General features: G+C 43.5%; 20 protein-coding genes. 8 read left to right on the top strand and 12 right to left on the bottom strand.

Annotated features, from left to right (window positions below; all coding sequences use genetic code 11):
* Positions 1-84: 84 nt before the first annotated feature.
* From B9Y67_RS10115 to B9Y67_RS10100, 5 genes are all read right to left on the bottom strand, one after another.
* On the bottom strand, positions 85-339 hold the full coding sequence (locus tag B9Y67_RS10115) for a hypothetical protein (protein WP_085506573.1): 255 nt from the start codon (positions 337-339) through the stop codon (positions 85-87).
* A gap of 68 nt (positions 340-407) precedes the next feature.
* On the bottom strand, positions 408-536 hold the full coding sequence (locus B9Y67_RS21020) for a hypothetical protein (protein ID WP_254901771.1): 129 nt from the start codon (positions 534-536) through the stop codon (positions 408-410).
* 129 nt (positions 537-665) lie between these two features.
* The gene (locus tag B9Y67_RS10110) at positions 666-1,076 is read right to left on the bottom strand and encodes a hypothetical protein (protein WP_085506572.1); all 411 of its coding nucleotides are present in this window, start codon (positions 1,074-1,076) and stop codon (positions 666-668) included.
* A 128-nt stretch (positions 1,077-1,204) separates the two neighbouring features.
* Positions 1,205-1,348 carry an excalibur calcium-binding domain-containing protein gene (locus B9Y67_RS21145; protein ID WP_085506756.1) on the bottom strand — a complete coding sequence of 48 codons (144 nt, stop codon included), beginning with the start codon at positions 1,346-1,348 and terminating at the stop codon, positions 1,205-1,207.
* Entirely contained in the window at positions 1,287-2,372 is a 1,086-nt protein-coding gene (locus B9Y67_RS10100) for a thermonuclease family protein (protein ID WP_254901770.1), read from the bottom strand. Before B9Y67_RS10100 ends, B9Y67_RS21145 begins: the two co-directional genes overlap by 62 nt.
* Before the next feature lie 177 nt (positions 2,373-2,549).
* Between B9Y67_RS10100 and B9Y67_RS10095 the strand changes: the two genes are divergently transcribed.
* Both B9Y67_RS10095 and B9Y67_RS10090 read left to right on the top strand, forming a co-directional pair.
* Entirely contained in the window at positions 2,550-2,759 is a 210-nt protein-coding gene (locus B9Y67_RS10095) for a helix-turn-helix transcriptional regulator (protein ID WP_085506754.1), read from the top strand.
* The gene (locus tag B9Y67_RS10090; RefSeq protein WP_085506571.1) at positions 2,756-3,223 is read left to right on the top strand and encodes a hypothetical protein; all 468 of its coding nucleotides are present in this window, start codon (positions 2,756-2,758) and stop codon (positions 3,221-3,223) included. The genes B9Y67_RS10095 and B9Y67_RS10090 overlap by 4 nt, the downstream gene beginning before the upstream one ends.
* A 63-nt stretch (positions 3,224-3,286) precedes the next feature.
* Here the strand turns inward: B9Y67_RS10090 and B9Y67_RS10085 are convergent, their stop codons facing one another.
* Positions 3,287-5,221, bottom strand: a complete 1,935-nt coding sequence (locus tag B9Y67_RS10085; RefSeq protein ID WP_085506570.1) for a DUF2075 domain-containing protein — start codon at positions 5,219-5,221, stop codon at positions 3,287-3,289.
* 178 nt (positions 5,222-5,399) lie between these two features.
* On the opposite strand from B9Y67_RS10085, the gene B9Y67_RS10080 reads away from it, so the two are divergent.
* From B9Y67_RS10080 to B9Y67_RS10060, 5 genes are all read left to right on the top strand, one after another.
* Positions 5,400-6,638: a GNAT family N-acetyltransferase gene (locus B9Y67_RS10080; protein ID WP_085506569.1), complete on the top strand. Its 1,239-nt coding sequence runs from the start codon at positions 5,400-5,402 to the stop codon at positions 6,636-6,638.
* Positions 6,639-6,719: 81 nt separating this feature from the next.
* Entirely contained in the window at positions 6,720-7,313 is a 594-nt protein-coding gene (locus B9Y67_RS10075) for a hypothetical protein (RefSeq protein WP_085506568.1), read from the top strand.
* A 186-nt stretch (positions 7,314-7,499) separates the two neighbouring features.
* Entirely contained in the window at positions 7,500-7,709 is a 210-nt protein-coding gene (locus B9Y67_RS10070; protein WP_085506567.1) for a helix-turn-helix transcriptional regulator, read from the top strand.
* Positions 7,706-8,137, top strand: coding sequence for a hypothetical protein (locus B9Y67_RS10065; protein WP_085506566.1), 432 nt, complete (start codon positions 7,706-7,708; stop codon positions 8,135-8,137). The genes B9Y67_RS10070 and B9Y67_RS10065 overlap by 4 nt, the downstream gene beginning before the upstream one ends.
* A gap of 18 nt (positions 8,138-8,155) precedes the next feature.
* On the top strand, positions 8,156-8,692 hold the full coding sequence (locus B9Y67_RS10060) for a small multi-drug export protein (RefSeq protein ID WP_085506565.1): 537 nt from the start codon (positions 8,156-8,158) through the stop codon (positions 8,690-8,692).
* Between the two features lie 156 nt (positions 8,693-8,848).
* On the opposite strand, the gene B9Y67_RS10055 is transcribed toward B9Y67_RS10060, so the two are convergent.
* Positions 8,849-9,418 carry a biotin transporter BioY gene (locus B9Y67_RS10055; protein WP_085506564.1) on the bottom strand — a complete coding sequence of 190 codons (570 nt, stop codon included), beginning with the start codon at positions 9,416-9,418 and terminating at the stop codon, positions 8,849-8,851.
* Positions 9,419-9,631: 213 nt separating this feature from the next.
* Here B9Y67_RS10055 and ppsA point away from each other — a divergent pair, with 213 nt between their 5' ends.
* Positions 9,632-11,989, top strand: a complete 2,358-nt coding sequence (ppsA, locus tag B9Y67_RS10050) for a phosphoenolpyruvate synthase (protein WP_085506563.1) — start codon at positions 9,632-9,634, stop codon at positions 11,987-11,989.
* A 43-nt stretch (positions 11,990-12,032) separates the two neighbouring features.
* On the opposite strand, the gene B9Y67_RS10045 is transcribed toward ppsA, so the two are convergent.
* The 5 genes from B9Y67_RS10045 to B9Y67_RS10025 form a co-directional block, all read right to left on the bottom strand.
* The gene (locus tag B9Y67_RS10045) at positions 12,033-12,923 is read right to left on the bottom strand and encodes a fructose bisphosphate aldolase (protein ID WP_085506562.1); all 891 of its coding nucleotides are present in this window, start codon (positions 12,921-12,923) and stop codon (positions 12,033-12,035) included.
* Positions 12,924-13,741: 818 nt separating this feature from the next.
* Positions 13,742-13,867 carry a DUF6254 family protein gene (locus B9Y67_RS21015; RefSeq protein WP_254901769.1) on the bottom strand — a complete coding sequence of 42 codons (126 nt, stop codon included), beginning with the start codon at positions 13,865-13,867 and terminating at the stop codon, positions 13,742-13,744.
* 2 nt (positions 13,868-13,869) lie between these two features.
* Positions 13,870-14,064 (bottom strand): hypothetical protein, encoded by a 195-nt coding sequence (locus B9Y67_RS10035; protein ID WP_085506560.1) that lies wholly within the window; start codon positions 14,062-14,064, stop codon positions 13,870-13,872.
* Between the two features lie 76 nt (positions 14,065-14,140).
* Positions 14,141-14,488, bottom strand: a complete 348-nt coding sequence (locus B9Y67_RS10030; protein WP_085506559.1) for a DMT family transporter — start codon at positions 14,486-14,488, stop codon at positions 14,141-14,143.
* 18 nt (positions 14,489-14,506) lie between these two features.
* A complete protein-coding gene (locus tag B9Y67_RS10025) occupies positions 14,507-14,830 on the bottom strand; it encodes a DMT family transporter (protein WP_085506558.1) in 324 nt (107 codons plus the stop codon).
* Positions 14,831-14,881: the final 51 nt, after the last annotated feature.

Genomic DNA, 14,881 nt, shown 5'->3' with positions numbered 1-14,881 from the left:
TTCGAATTCGAGATATTGTCAACGATTATTTTTTTACTCACTAGCTTGAATAAAAGCGGAGAGGGGACTTCCGACGTTCTTCGTTCACTTAGAAGCAACTGACAAAAATTTGGTGAAATAAGCACCCAGCATCAATAGCACAATGGTGATCAGCCAACTTGCTATCCCTAAAAAATCAAACCAGTAAGCTAAGCCATTGATGATTGCAATCATAAAGAAAGTGATAGAAGTCAGCATGCTTTTGACCCCTGTGATGCCAAGCCGTTTTCTTTTCTTTATTACTATTATAATGGAAACCATAAGAGCAACTGCTATGATAATAGTGAAAAGAACCTTCATAAGGCACCTCATTTTTCTTAAGGATTATTATATACCGTCTGTTTCTAATTCTTTTTCGATATCAAAATTCACTTTTCCGTCCCGGTATTTGGCAAACGGATAATTGGCTTGAATGACCAAGCTTTCCCTTCCCATTCATCAATAGTTTCGTTCCATTGATATTTTTCTCCGCCGACTTCAACGTCCAGTTCAACCACTTACAGTTGCACTTAGGAGAATGAGCAGCATGGCGGGGATGATTTGGTTTCTCATTAGTTATAAACCTCGTTTAAAAATTTTTCTAATATTTTCGTGTAGATCTCCGGCTGTTGGGTATGTAACAGGTGCTATTCTTCAGATAGATAGTGTTGCAGCGTTTCTACTTGTCCCTCCGAAACCTCAAAATATTCCTCGTCTCCATTCATCATAACGGCTTTGCCTTCCTGCTTATACCACAGATATGCCCGCTGTATGGCTACGTGGTTATCCGGAGCATATAATTCCAAAAAGATATCATGGGGCTCGTCCCTGTGGTTATACGGTTCTTCTATTTTATCGGCATTCTTCATTATTTGTTTGACCTGTTGCACATCTTCTTTATTTTCCAGTTCTTTGACGATGGTATGCCCCTTGACTATGTACCCCTGGTCACCATCTTCTTCCATGTCTGGTTCGCCAACCCTTATTACTTCCGATGGGGTGGAGCAGCCCGTTAGGAGCAATGCAGCTGTAAGAACCAGCAACAATAAATACTTCACGAAAGACCTCCTTGTGTTTGGAATTATTTGTAACTATTCTATTAGCCTATCATGATTATTACAGGTTTCAAAGTTTTTTCGAAACGAAAAATGCCCGCCCACATAAGCTCAGGGGCAGGCAAATAGTTTTAAGGTAAACTCTCACATACGATCCCGTCTCCATCATATCCGTCGAGCCGGTGCGGGTCAGACTCAGGTCCTCCAGCTGCTTCATAAAACGCCTGGGCTTCTTCCTGGGTGTCGAAGTCGCCACAGTCGCGGTCCGTTGGGATCGTATTTTAAAGCTGCAGAACCACTGCCGGAATCACTGGAAGATGAACTGTCAGAATCTCCAGAGTCATTACCAGAATCAGAGCCGCTGGAAGAGCCACTTGAGCCGCCTGAAGAAGTCGCTCCTGAAGCGAACCCCTCACTGGTGACGTAACCGTCGATACTCCAGATTCCTATTCCCTGGTTGCGGGCGCGTGCTTCCGCCTGTTTCAGCCGGTTCTGATATTTATATGGCGGGTCATACACGTAAGCATAACGGGCGAGACCGTTTTCCAGCAGTTTTTCATTGAACAGCTCGCCGTTTACCCAGAGGTAGCCGAGCAGTCGGCCGTAATGGTCGCGCTTCGGTCCGTCCGATTCATATTGCACTTCTGTTCCCGGCTTGAGCATTTCTTTGGCAAAAGCAGATGCTTCAGGACCGTACTTCTGCGTACCGCCGTGCACTTCCGGTGTATCGACGAGCAGCAGGCGGACGCTTTCTGTCTCACCGTTGTAGTTAATTTCAATCGTGTCGCCATCGACTACGCGGGTGACCGTAGCATTCGTGTCCGGAGTTTCATCCTGCTTTGAGGTATCTTCTTGTTTATCGTCAGAAGGATTCTTTTTTTCTTCCTGACTGGTGCTATCTTTCTCTTCGGATTGATTTTCGGAATCATCGTTACGATCTTCTGTTGCCGAACCGTCATCCTTTGATTCATCTGTTTTTTCACTATCAGATTCGTTTGATGAATCCTCTTGAGGTTCAGACGAATCTTTTTCTTCTTTATCGTCTGTGTCCTTGTCTTCCTGGGGCTCTTCGGTTTCTTCCACCTGTTCTTCGTTGGCATCTTCTGTCGTCTCGTTTTCCTCGCTGTAGGTAATATCGAACAAAGTTATGCTGATGATGAAGGCGAGGGAGTAAATGAGAAGCACCCGCCTTCGAGTCGGCTTTTTGTTTGACCAGAACAACGCGCGTTTTGGTGAAAATAATCCAACGACCATGAGAATCAGGGTCGCGAAGGCAAGTAACATAAATAATATATCCACTGTTTTAAACCTCTCCCTAGTAAAATCTTACACTACTATTCTAAGGAAAATGCTGGATTTTTCAAGAGGATATCAATGGGAATGAGGAGAAGGAAGACATTAATATGTAAAATTAACTTTACAAAATGTATAGTTAACCATACAATAGAAATGGAAGAAAGTAGAGGGAGTATAAGTATGGAAATAAAAAATCGAGTCAAAGAATTGAGAGCGAGAGACGGGCTGACGCAAGGCGCACTGGCAGAGAGGGTCCATGTAACCAGGCAGACCATCGTCGCCCTTGAAAAAGGAAGTTACGTTCCATCGCTGCTGCTTGCGATGAACATCGCACGAACATTCGAGTTGCCAGTAGAGGAGATTTTCAGTATAGAGGGGGAGGATTCATGAAAATCATGAAGAGTGTGTGGATTTCTTTGGCGGTACTGGGATTGTTTAGTTGGGCATTAGTTGAGTTTTATTCCGCATCCATTGATATATCGAAGTTTTTGCAAGATCCGGAGAGGGAGTATATGTTTGAGGTCAGGCTTATTCCGTTTGTTGCATTTTTCCTTATTGGTGGATGGCTGGCGTTTATATCCATCCGAAAAAAGCGGAAGTATCAATCATGGAAAAAGGTATTTTTACTTCCCGATGAATTTGAAGAATCAGATGAACGGGAAAAGCAACTCACCGCGCAAGCCTGCCGCTCAGCCTACATTAGCATGTGGTATTCTTTCCCAGTAATCAGTGCGTTGCTGCTTCTGTATCCATTCGTAGCAGAAACGCTGCCTTCCTATCCAATCCTGGTATTTGCCTTGCTTCCCATTACCCAAATCATCACCTATACGGTTTCCTGGAAAAAGAATTTCTAAATTGACCAATAAAAATGCTTGCACCTACTAAGGAGTAGGGCAGGCATTTTAAGTATGATGGTTTTATTTATATTCTTCTCTGTCTTCAGCAACCTTATCAAAACTACGAGGCGATAAGTCGTTATAAAGCACTGTATTCTTCAAACGGGACTTAAAATACTCATTCAGTTCCGGATCGACACAGTAAATAAAACAACCCTTCTGTCCACGGGTCATTAATGTGCGGTAAGTATTCCTTATAATCTCGTCGGCAATAGTCTGAGCTTTCACAGGGTCTTCTTTAGCCATTTTCTTAATCCCTTTTAAAGACTGATCAGAGCGGGCGCGTTTAGTGTAATCGGTTTTGACGTATCCGTCTTCGTAATATAAATCCGGCCCGATGATGACTCCGACATAATCGAATTCCAGTCCTTGAGCGGTATGTATACAGCCTGCTTCACTGACGGAATTCTGGTCAATCGCCCATATGCTATCCTGCAGGTTCCAGCTGATTTCAAAATCATGCTCTGGAATGGTGATGTCTTTGAAGTCAGTATTTCTTCGTTCTTTTGTCGGCCATTCCCAGCAGTATCCTGCCAGCATACGGGATTTATTATTTACTTTGTTCAGTTCTTCAATTTTTTCCAGCATTCGGTGGGGGTTATCGAAAACTTGAAAGTCATAATCGACCCCATAGTCATGGGTGTTGGCTGTTTCGCGAATTTGCAGGACATCTTCCAGCCAGGCGATGTAAGCATCCGATCCGTCACACCGGAATTGGGACATCAGTTTGCCTGTTATTAACTCTGCGTCAAATTCCTCGGCGTACTTTTTTATTAAGTCCATGCTGCCGATATCTTTCAATGTTACCCGTTGTTTTTCATCAATAAAAAACAGAGTGAACTTAGATGCTTGAATTAACTCCTTGACCTGGTTTTCGCCCTGATTCCCGTAGAATCCCGATTTTTCATTTAGCCGGTGGGCCTCATCAACGACGATGACGTCGAATTCGTTTAAATCCGAGTTGGTGAAGCTTCCAGAGCCTTTAAATAGGTTATCGATTTCTGTTTTCTTCAATGTGCCTTTCAATTTGGAGGCGTAGACGTCCCTCGGAGCAGAATTTTTGGAAACATAAAGGGTCATCAAATCCTGATTAATCAGGTTAACCAGTAAATGGACAGCCATGACGGATTTTCCTGTTCCCGGACCACCTTCGATGACCATCACTTGCTTTTTATCTTCCTTAACGGCATCTAATGCCAGGTGATAGGCTTGCTCGTAAAATACTTTCTGCTCATCTATCATAAGGAATTCTTCATTTCCCTCCAGCATGCTGCTAAGGGAATCCTGCAATGATTTGGAAGGTCGGATTCTACCATGTTCAATCTGATAGATTAGTTGTTTTTCATCACCTTTACGTATGTACTTTTTAATGAAATTGCGTAGTTTCTGGATTTCCCCTTTTGTAAAAACCGGAGCTTTTGCCAGGTGCTCCTCATAATGAGCGTCAGTAAGCGGATCATCGATTATTTTTCGATAATTATGAAGGTAGGCACATGGGTTTAGGGTTATATGCTGTTCCTGAACATTTTCGTTAAACCCTTCAATCAATGCTGCATACGACCAGGCCTGGTAGGAAGGGTGAGTGACCGACCTTTTTCCTCCCCCTAAATAGGTATCGATTAAAGCATCTTTTCCTTCTACTTTCTCCACTTCGGACCATTGTTTTAATTCAACAATGACGACATGATCCTTGGACCCGTTATTTCCTGCTACCAGAAAATCCACTCGCTTGGATGTGTTTGGAATGTTAAATTCAATGGCAACCGAAGAATCCTTCGGAATATCTCTATCCTGCATAACATTGGACATACGCTGCAGGGAATTTTCCCATGACAGAATCTCACTTTTTGATGTCCGGCCGATTTTTTCCTGATAGGAGTTATAGAGACGTTCTACCAGTAGTTCATTGGTGACGTCCGAGATGAATTCTGTTTTTGTTGCTTCGTATATGATCATGTGAATCATCTCCTTATAAAAAATAAAGGTAATTAATTTCCTGCATAGAAAGAGTTATATATTCAGCTTACCTTATTTTCCCACTTGATTGTAGAAAAACAAATTTAAGCAAAGCGGTGATAGACATGTAATTAACTGAGTTCAACCAGCGGATTTATTAACTCAGGAGGTTTTTAAAATGAATGAAAAAGTAAACTTCTCCCCTGAAAAAGTCTTTCGCGATGGGGCGGAGAAAGTTTCTAATAAGCATAAAAATATCATTATAGATAAATTGCCGGAAGCGGAAATCTATCATATTGGCAGCACAGCCGTTAGGGGCTCGCTGACAAAAGGAGATGTCGATCTCCAGGTGCGCGTCACCCAGAAAGACTTTGAAAAAGCGAGAAATGCCCTGCTGGATTTATATCCTGTGAATACGGGCAGCGATCAAACGTCTTATTTCTGTGCCTTTGAATATGAAGAAGATGTACTGCCAGTTGGTGTACAATTGACGGTGAAAGGTACTACGGGGGACCATTTTTACCAGGTGACACGATTTTTCAAGGAAAACCCATCCTACACGGATCAGTATAATGCGTTGAAAGAACGGTATGAAGGAGCCGACATGGAAGCATACCGGAAGGCCAAGGCCGCTTTCCTGACCGAAGTACTGGAGTCGCCCACTTATCAGAGGCTGGCGGAGAGACTGGATATGTACGATAAAGTGAAGTTTGTTGAAGGGGAGCAATATGTGACCGTGGAAGATACCAGTAAATTGACTGATGAGGAGATGAAAGGCCTTGTCAAGCACTTGCTGAACGATCCAGCTTTCCATTCCAAGGACAGGGCACTCCTTGTCCACCATAAATTCAGTGAAGGCATCGAAGAGTTTTTAACAGAGCATGGGTTTCAACTGCACGATGAAAATATCACGGTGAAAAAATTGCTGAGCGAGAAAGTGACACCAGCAGACTATTTTGAGATAGCTTCCCTCTATGAATTTTCGGAAGAAGCATTCAAGCGTATTTTGGAAAAAGCGATGAGCGATTCCTTGAACGCACCATCTTCACTGGACATGCACGGTCACATGAAAAGCGTCAAAGGAGAGCTTGGCGAAGATTATCGCAAATCCTGCCTGGTTGCTTATGAGAACGGCGAACCTATTGGGGTTGTGATGCCCCACATCGAACCAGGGACCGCCGATGAAGGAAGGTTGTTTTATTTCGGTCTCGTTCCGGAAGTGCGAGGCAAAAGGAAAAGTAAACAGCTACACCGTCAGGCGCTTGACATATTAAAAAGTCAGTTCGGCGCCAGCTATTACATCGGCTCCACGAGTCGGAATAATGTTCCGATGCTCAAGACCTTTGAAGCAAATGGCTGCACGGTTGTAGAGAAGAACAAGGTGTATAAGCGGGCGAAAGCCGCGGGTAAAAAATAAATAAAAGGGAATATTCAAAAGAGAAAAGTAACTGGCCTTTGATTGGAGAAAATAGCGAAAAACATATGGGAGTGGAATTGTATGCGAAAACTGTTCTTCGGAGTAATGCTTGCTGCTTCCATAGCAGGAATTCTGTTGGTCTGGTTTTCGGATTTGAGCTTAATGAACAAGCTGATCATACAACTGCTTCTGCCACTTGCCTCTATTTATTGGATCAATAAAAATCGCTACTGGTTCCATCATTACATCCAGAAAACATGGCGCTGGTGTAATCATCCCTTGTTTATATCCATGCTGTTCTTGGTGTTAACCCTAGGATATGACTTGCTCGTGTTCACCAGTACTGTAGTATGGGTCCTTCCTGTCTTAGAGTTATTCCTGTTCGCTAGTTCGTTTCTTTTTTGGAGTATGTTCCTCGGGGCTGGCCGGAATACCAAACCGCTTTCGCTAGGAGAAAAATCGCTTTATCTTGTGGTCAATATGTTGGTGTTGGGCGTGTACGCCTTTATTGCGAGCCATTATTTTCCTTCTCACACTACAGGCATCTATACGGTTATCGGCTCGATTGTGTTTGTGATGACATTTTTATTAGGTTATACGCTTATGATGTGGGGTAGAAAAGAACATGTCGTGGATCGGCGGACGGTCGAGGGGCTGGTCCGGAAATTAAAATAAAAATTATAAATACACATAACCAAAGCCTGAATTTCTCGTATAGCTACGGGGAAATCAGGCTTTTATTATTGAAATGAAGAAAATAAATGGAAAAAAAACTTACCAAAATGACAAATTTCATTGACTTAATGTTAAGGATCATTTACATTTAAATAGCAGGAAACAGTAAGAGGGGTTGTTTATGACATGCTTAGAAATCGAGTGAAGGAATTAAGAGCCAGACATGATTTTACCCAAGCTGACCTAGGTAAATTGGTTGGAGCGACTCGACAGACGATTGGCATGATAGAAAAAGGTGACTATGCCCCTTCCGTGCTGTTAGCATTAAAAATTGCTAAAGCACTGGCTGTCGATTTGGAGGAAGTGTTTTGGATAGAGGGGGAGGATGAAAAATGATGGAGCGTTATTTACGATCACCTTTTACGATGAGTGTATTTCTGATTGGGGTTGCGGTGATCTATTCCATGAGTATCGTAATGGAGCAGCGGGATGCGCTGTTTCTTATAATAACTGGCGTTTATGCCATTTTTGTTCTGAGTTATTTTGGGCTGATGGCCTATTACAACCGCAAATTTCCGGACCGGAGGTTTCGTATCTTCACCCTCATCCCATATGAGCTGAAGGAAGAAGACGAAGGGCATCAATACATTACGTACCGGGCTTGTCGGAAAGTTTACATTTACTATTACTTTGCTATTCCGGCAGCCATCGTGGCGGTTGCTTTGTTCAAAGGGGTGGAGTTGCTTCCTGTCATTGTTCTGACGGTGCTTGGAATCGGGCAATATTTTATTTTCTGGTCTGAAATAAAAAAATTATATGAATAATGGGGGAGGATGAGGATTATGTTATTGTCGTATCTGCTTGTATTTCTATTGGCAGCCATCCCGTTGTTTGAACTAATTGCGGTGATCCCATTGGCTGTTATTGGCGGGCTGTCTCCATTCCCGACTGCGTTACTTGCTTTCTTGGGGAATGCCTTGACAGTGGTACTGTTGATTGCTTTTGTAGACCAAGTAAAGCTATGGATGAGAAGGCGGAAGCAAAAACGAATGCAGAGTGTCCCACAAGAGGAAGGCCAGGCAACAGAATCCAGTTCCGAGGAAATGGAGGAGTCGAAAAAGGGAAAACGTGCGAGGGCACTCTTTGACAAGTATGGTTTACCGGGGTTAACGATAATCGGCCCTTTTCTCGTCGGTTCCCACATCTCCGCGCTAATGGGGATGAGCTTTGGCTCGAAGAGAAAGTTGGTCACGACCTGGATGATGACCAGTTTAGTCTTTTGGACTGTAGTTACTGCTGTTGCTTCTAACTATGGTGTTACTTATTTCATGCCTAATGTTGAAGAAAGTGGTTTCTTAATCCGTCTGTTCAATGCCTAAAAGTGGACGGCAAAACCGAAATGATTGAGTAGATGGGGCACTTTTGATAGGCAATTGATTAAGAGAATGATAGTAGTTTGCTACGTATTCAAAGTAAGAGCACTTCTCCCCAGGGAAAAGTGCTCTTTTTTTATGAATAAGCGATAGAGCCACATCTTAAGCAGCTGATTTCCTGGTTAGTTGAAGCAGACTCGCTTGAACCAAACGTTTTCTTACGGTTATACCGAGCCAGCTCGCAAGAAATGCTTTAATTAGTCCTACCACGATGAAAGGATAAACACCTACAGCCAGTGCCTCTCCCCAACCTAAATCAAGGACAAGTTTCAATTGCACCATACCAAATAACAGGGTAACGATCATTCCTGCTGTGTTGGCGATCATGGCCATCGTAAGGTTGAATTTTGTCTGTTCCAGGATATATCCAGTAATGAATGCGGCTGCCACGAAACCAATAATATAACCACCTGTCGGCCCCACTAACACCTGTGCGCCCCCTTTGAATCCTGCGAAGACAGGAACACCTACAGCTCCTAAGGCAGCGTAACCGATCATAGCAATAGCGCCTTGCCTGCTGCCTAAAATTGTTGCCGTCAAGCCGACAGCCAGGGTCTGGCCGCTGATTGGAACCACTGGCAAGGGAATTTCAATCTGGGCAAAAATGGCAGTAATAGCTGCGAAAATAGCGCAATTAATGATCACTCTCAGTTTTTTGCTTTGCCTGTTCATCTGTTTATCCTCCTATATGTAAACCTTTATGAAATTAAGGTTAACATATAGTTTGCCAGAAGGGTAGATGCATTTTCTATAAAAAAATTCTTTAATGACCTACACAAAACCCAATTATTTTTTATATAGTATAACATTATTAAATATTAAGTATGACATAATTGAAAATATGTGTTATATTATATTGCAAATCTAGTAAGGAGGAGATCGAGAGTGTCGAAACATCCTTATATTCGTTGGTTTGAAGAAATTCATAAAGAAGACATCCCATTGGTAGGCGGGAAAGGGGCCAATCTGGGTGAGCTTATAAACGGAGGCGTGAAAGTCCCACCTGGTTTTTGTGTTACTGCAAACGCATACAGTAATTTTATCGAGGAGAGTAACTTGGATAAGTACATACTCGAGTCGATCAACGGCCTCGATATCGACAACAATTACCAGCTTCAGCAGACAAGTGCAGAAATCAGAAGCGTGATCATGGACACAGATATACTTGAGCCGATTGATAAAGAAATTCGCGAGGCTTACGCACAATTTCAGCGTAACCTTCAAGTCGATGACCTGTATGTAGCTGTGCGGAGTTCTGCAACGGCGGAAGATTTACCAGAAGCATCCTTTGCCGGACAACAGGATACGTACCTGGAAATTGAAGGCGTGGAAGAGGTCATTCACCATATTAAAAAATGCTGGGCATCGCTTTGGACTGCACGCGCGATTTATTATCGTGAACAACAGGACTTCGACCATTTTGATGTGTCACTATCGGCTGTTGTGCAAAAGATGGTAAACAGCAAAAAAGCAGGCGTTCTGTTTACTTCCAATCCGATTAATGAAGACCATAATCAAATGATGATCAATGCCAGCTGGGGCCTTGGCGAATCCGTGGTGTCCGGGATGGTCTCCCCGGATGAATACATCGTCGATAAAAGGGACAACAGCGTCATTGAAAAGCATATTGCTTCCAAGAATTTTTTGATTGTCAAAAATGAAAAGGCTGTAGGAACGACTAAAGTCGCTGTAAAAGAGTTTTTAGGCGAAGACCTTGTAACCAAACAGTGCCTGACTGAAACTGAAATCAATCAGCTTTCCACCGATGCGCTTCGTATCGAAGAACTTTACAATTCCCCGCAGGATATTGAATGGGCGATTGATACTGATACCAATGAACTTTACATTCTACAGGCAAGGCCGATTACGACATTAACTAAGGAGGAACCAAACGTGATTGAAGAAGCTCAAAAAGAAACCAGCCGTGTGTCACTGGTCCGCGGTCTCCCGGCATCCCCAGGTACAGGAAGCGGAAAGGTAAGAAAAATTAAAGATATTACGGAAGTCTCGAAGGTGGAAGAGGGGGATATCCTCGTTACTATTATGACAAACCCCGATATGATGCCAGCGATGAAAAAGGCAGCAGCCGTGGTTACAAACGAAGGCGGGCGTACGTGTCACGCGGCAATTGTTTCCCGTGAATTCGGTATTCCTTGTATCGTCGGGTCCAACAATGCAACGGAAGTGCTGTCTGAAGGAATGGAAGTGACAGTCGATGCCACTCGCGGGGTCGTGTACCAGGGAATTCTGGAAGATAAGCAGGAAGAGACGAAGAAAGCAGAACCCTCTGCTGTCGAACAAATCAACCTTCACCAGCTGGCGCCAATCACAGGTACAAAAGTGTACATGAATCTTGGTGAGCCAGATTTAATCGGCAAGTACAAAGACCTCCCGTTTGATGGGATTGGCTTAATGCGTACCGAGTTCATTTTTACTCACCTGGTCGGTGCTCATCCGATGTACCTGTTGAAAAATGGCGAAGAACAATTTTTTATCGAAAAAATGGCTGAAGGAATCACCAAGGTAGCTCAGGACATCTATCCAAAACCGATTGTCGTCCGGCTAAGTGACTTCCGTTCCAATGAATTCCGCGGGTTGAAAGGCGGAGAAGAAGTAGAACCGATCGAAGCGAACCCAATGATCGGGTGGCGCGGAGTTTCCCGCTACATTTCCCCGGAATACGAGGAAGGTTTCCGTCTCGAGTGCCGTGCGATTAAGAAGGTCCGTGAAGAATATGGCTTAATCAACGTATGGACGATGCTCCCGTTTGTCCGTACTACCTGGGAAGTCGAACGCGTCAAAGAAATCATGGCAGAAGAAGGATTGAAGCAGGACCAGCAGTTCAAAATCTGGATTATGGCAGAAGTTCCATCCGTCATCTTCCAGGCTGAAGATTTCGCTCAATTGGTCGACGGGTTCAGCATTGGCAGCAACGACCTTACCCAGTTGATTCTAGGTTCAGACCGCGACTCCGGAATTCTGAACACGATGGGCTACTTTGATGAACGCAACCCGGCTGTCAAACAGGCAATCAAAACGCTGATTCATGCCGCCCATAAGCATGATAAAACGGTGTCGATTTGCGGGCAGGGACCATCCCTATATCCAGAATTCACCGAGTTCCTAATCCAGGAAGGAATTGATAGTGTCAGCATCAATCCGGATACCGTGGCCGATACTAGAAGACTCGTCGCTTCTGTAGAACAACGGTTAATTTTAAACTCCGTACGCAACTCTAAATAAACGAAAAGTGCCTGTCCCGGTTTGGGCAGGCACTTATTTTAGCTTATTTCTTATTAACGGAAGCATCATAGATGCTGTCGACTGCTTGCTGCAGCTTTTCGTTGAACTCTTCGTCTGACTGATTGGCGTTCAAGTCAGCGGCAAGGGCGCGGGAGAAGCTGGCAATCAGGCCGTCGTTCTCTTTCAGTTTTTCGTTGGCTTCATCACGGGAATAACCGCCGGACAGGGCAACAACACGAACCACGCGCGGGTGATCGATCAGTTCTTTATACGTGTTTGCATTTGTAGGGATTGTCAACTTCAGCATCACGTTTTGATCATCTGTCAGTGCGTCCAGCTGCTTCAGAATTTCGTTCTTCAGAATTTCCTCGCTTTTCACCTTATCGGCGCTGTTAATGTCCACTTCTGGTTCAATGATTGGAATCAGGCCAGCAGAAATAATTTGCTTTCCGATATCAAACTGTTGATCCACGACTGTTTTAATCGCTTTTTCGTTCGGTTCATGGACAACCGAGCGCATTTTTGTACCGAAAATGTTGCGCTCATTGGCACGACGTAAAGTTTCATCAAGGTCGTGGATCGGCTTCATCAACTGAACGCCATTTTCTTTATCGGCAAGTCCTTTATCTACTTTCAAAAATGGCACGATACCTTTGCTGGCAAGGTAATCAGCCGTGTACTGGCCTTCGATTTCCCGGTCCATCGTTTGTTCGAACAGAATAGCACCGAGAATCTTTTCAGAACTGAAAGCAGGAGACGTGATAATACGCGTCCGCATCTCATGGACAAGGTCGAACATCTCATCTTCGCCGGAATAAGAATCCTCCTGTACACCGTACGCTGCCAGTGCTTTCGGGGTACTTCCGCCGCTTTGGTCAAGTGCCGCGATAAATCCTTTTCCGTTTTTGATTTTGTCAAAATGGGTGTTGTTCATGCTTACCACTCCTTTTTTAGTGTTCGAAAAACATCCACCTATACTCTTCCCTTAATCCGGTCATGTATAACACAGGATGGATGCGCTATTTTTATTTTAACATGTAAAGCCGTGGGTTGTTTTCTTCCAAGTTCACTTGATTTTATTGGGACACTTTTAGAATCGAATGGTGTCCGAAATTGCTACTAATAAGGACAGATTGGAACAAGAAAGTAGGAAAGTTGTCCAAATACTAGGCTGATTAGGACATATTGAAGCGAGAAAATGGAAAAGTTGTCCGAATACTGGGCTGATTAGGACAGGTTGAAGCGAGAAAGTGGAAAAGTTGTCCGAATACCGGGCTGATTAGGACAGGATAAGGCAAGAAAGGAGGTAACTTGTCCGAATCCAGCGCTTGTTCAGACAGCAAAATACGGGAAAGCCAAAAAATTTTCCCAACAACTACTCGCATGTTTTTGCGGCCGGATCCTCCCTATCTTTTAAAAAATCCAGCTAATGATTACATTGGATGCAACTATAAGTAAGGGTAGAAGGATCACATATTTCTTAACCTCTTTCATGGTCATTTGCCCGAATAGGATATGTATGAGGAACAAGAAGAAGATAAGAATTTCTGGCCATCCTATTGTAAGCTTAAAATCAGGAAGAAAAGCGGATAATATTCCATAAAGGATTATGACTATAAGTAAAGCTGTAATTTGTGCGGGTCGCATGAAATTCTCCCTTTTAGTTAGGTTTTATTATAAGGAAAAATAAGGGTAATTTCCATATATATAAAAAACAAAACCCAGACCGGAAAGCAGTCTGGGCTTCGCATTTTATTTCGCATCGTTTTTCTTTGCGTCGTCTGCTATTTCATCGAACGAACGAACTTTTCCGTGGGGATTCTGGGCGTGCTTTCTTGCTTTCCATTCTCGTTCCTCTTGCCGTTTGGATTTGGTCATTGTTATCTCTGCTCCTGTTCTTTATTAAGCTCGTTGCTCACTTTATTGGACTTTCTTGCTCGCTTAGCTTTTTCTTTATGCGCCTGATTTGCTTTGGCGCTGCCGAATTCTTTTGCGAACTCCGTATCTTTTTTGCTGGAATCAAAGCCTTGTTTATTCTTTTGCTGCGGGTCGTTTTTCTTTGTACGTTTTGCCATCGGTTTGCCTCCTTTTTTGTTTAGTATGAAGAAAAAGAAGGACAATATGCTGACCACCCCTTAGTAAAAACAACCATTATGAAGATACTTCCTTTCCTGTACCTCGGTGGCCCGACATATTCAATAAGACGATTCCACCAATGATCAGCGTGATGCCGGAGAACGTGAGCATGGTAAACGCCTCTCCCCATATCCATACACCCAACAAAGCAGAGAATGCGGTTCCCGACCCGGACCAAATGGCGTAGGCAAAACTCAGTGGTATGGTTTTGAGCGCTAACGAAAATAAGTAAAATGACAACAGATAACCAGCAATTACACCGACGGAAGGAAACAAGACGGTAAAGCCTTGGGACAGTTTCATCATCGTTACTCCAAACACTTCAGCGATAATAGCGATCGCTAATATTAGATAACCTTTCATAATAGTCCCCTCCATCCTTTAATGAGATCCTGCCATATTCAACAGCGTGACCCCAATGATGATCAGCATTAATCCTGCAACATTTTTACGGTTGAATTTTTCTTTATATATCGTAATTCCTACTAAGGCTGTAAGCGCAGTTCCTAAACCTGCCCATATCGCATACGCGACACTGAGCGGCAGCGTGTCCAGCGATAAAGCCAGGCAATAAAAAGCCAAGCCATATCCCACCAATACACCAATGACTGCCAATTTATTTTTAAACCCATTCGAAGCCTTCAGCATCGCACTGCCGAAAACCTCCGAAACGATTGCAAGCATTAATAATCCATACGCGTACATTACCCTCACTCCTCTCTTGCCTTTCATTCCTGCTAATTTCCGCTATTCCTT

Origin of the sequence: Thalassobacillus devorans, assembly GCF_900176565.1 — a bacterium.
GTDB classification, from domain to species: domain Bacteria; phylum Bacillota; class Bacilli; order Bacillales; family Halobacillaceae; genus Thalassobacillus; species Thalassobacillus devorans_A.
The sequence above is the reverse complement of the archived record's forward strand: the minus strand, read 5'-3'. Positions and strand labels throughout refer to the sequence as shown.

What these genes read in the sequence shown, in the direction of transcription:
- B9Y67_RS10070 (WP_085506567.1), top strand. Translation starts at nt 7,500, where the DNA reads ATGCTTAGAAATCGAGTGAAGGAATTAAGAGCCAGACATGATTTTACC.
- B9Y67_RS10060 (WP_085506565.1), top strand. Translation starts at nt 8,156, where the DNA reads ATGTTATTGTCGTATCTGCTTGTATTTCTATTGGCAGCCATCCCGTTG.
- B9Y67_RS10065 (WP_085506566.1), top strand. Translation starts at nt 7,706, where the DNA reads ATGATGGAGCGTTATTTACGATCACCTTTTACGATGAGTGTATTTCTG.
- B9Y67_RS10090 (WP_085506571.1), top strand. Translation starts at nt 2,756, where the DNA reads ATGAAAATCATGAAGAGTGTGTGGATTTCTTTGGCGGTACTGGGATTG.
- B9Y67_RS10030 (WP_085506559.1), bottom strand. Translation starts at nt 14,488, where the DNA reads ATGAAAGGTTATCTAATATTAGCGATCGCTATTATCGCTGAAGTGTTT.
- B9Y67_RS10045 (WP_085506562.1), bottom strand. Translation starts at nt 12,923, where the DNA reads ATGAACAACACCCATTTTGACAAAATCAAAAACGGAAAAGGATTTATC.
- B9Y67_RS10095 (WP_085506754.1), top strand. Translation starts at nt 2,550, where the DNA reads ATGGAAATAAAAAATCGAGTCAAAGAATTGAGAGCGAGAGACGGGCTG.
- B9Y67_RS10075 (WP_085506568.1), top strand. Translation starts at nt 6,720, where the DNA reads ATGCGAAAACTGTTCTTCGGAGTAATGCTTGCTGCTTCCATAGCAGGA.
- B9Y67_RS10035 (WP_085506560.1), bottom strand. Translation starts at nt 14,064, where the DNA reads ATGGCAAAACGTACAAAGAAAAACGACCCGCAGCAAAAGAATAAACAA.
- B9Y67_RS10085 (WP_085506570.1), bottom strand. Translation starts at nt 5,221, where the DNA reads ATGATCATATACGAAGCAACAAAAACAGAATTCATCTCGGACGTCACC.
- B9Y67_RS21015 (WP_254901769.1), bottom strand. Translation starts at nt 13,867, where the DNA reads ATGACCAAATCCAAACGGCAAGAGGAACGAGAATGGAAAGCAAGAAAG.
- B9Y67_RS10115 (WP_085506573.1), bottom strand. Translation starts at nt 339, where the DNA reads ATGAAGGTTCTTTTCACTATTATCATAGCAGTTGCTCTTATGGTTTCC.
- B9Y67_RS10025 (WP_085506558.1), bottom strand. Translation starts at nt 14,830, where the DNA reads ATGTACGCGTATGGATTATTAATGCTTGCAATCGTTTCGGAGGTTTTC.
- B9Y67_RS10055 (WP_085506564.1), bottom strand. Translation starts at nt 9,418, where the DNA reads ATGAACAGGCAAAGCAAAAAACTGAGAGTGATCATTAATTGCGCTATT.
- B9Y67_RS10080 (WP_085506569.1), top strand. Translation starts at nt 5,400, where the DNA reads ATGAATGAAAAAGTAAACTTCTCCCCTGAAAAAGTCTTTCGCGATGGG.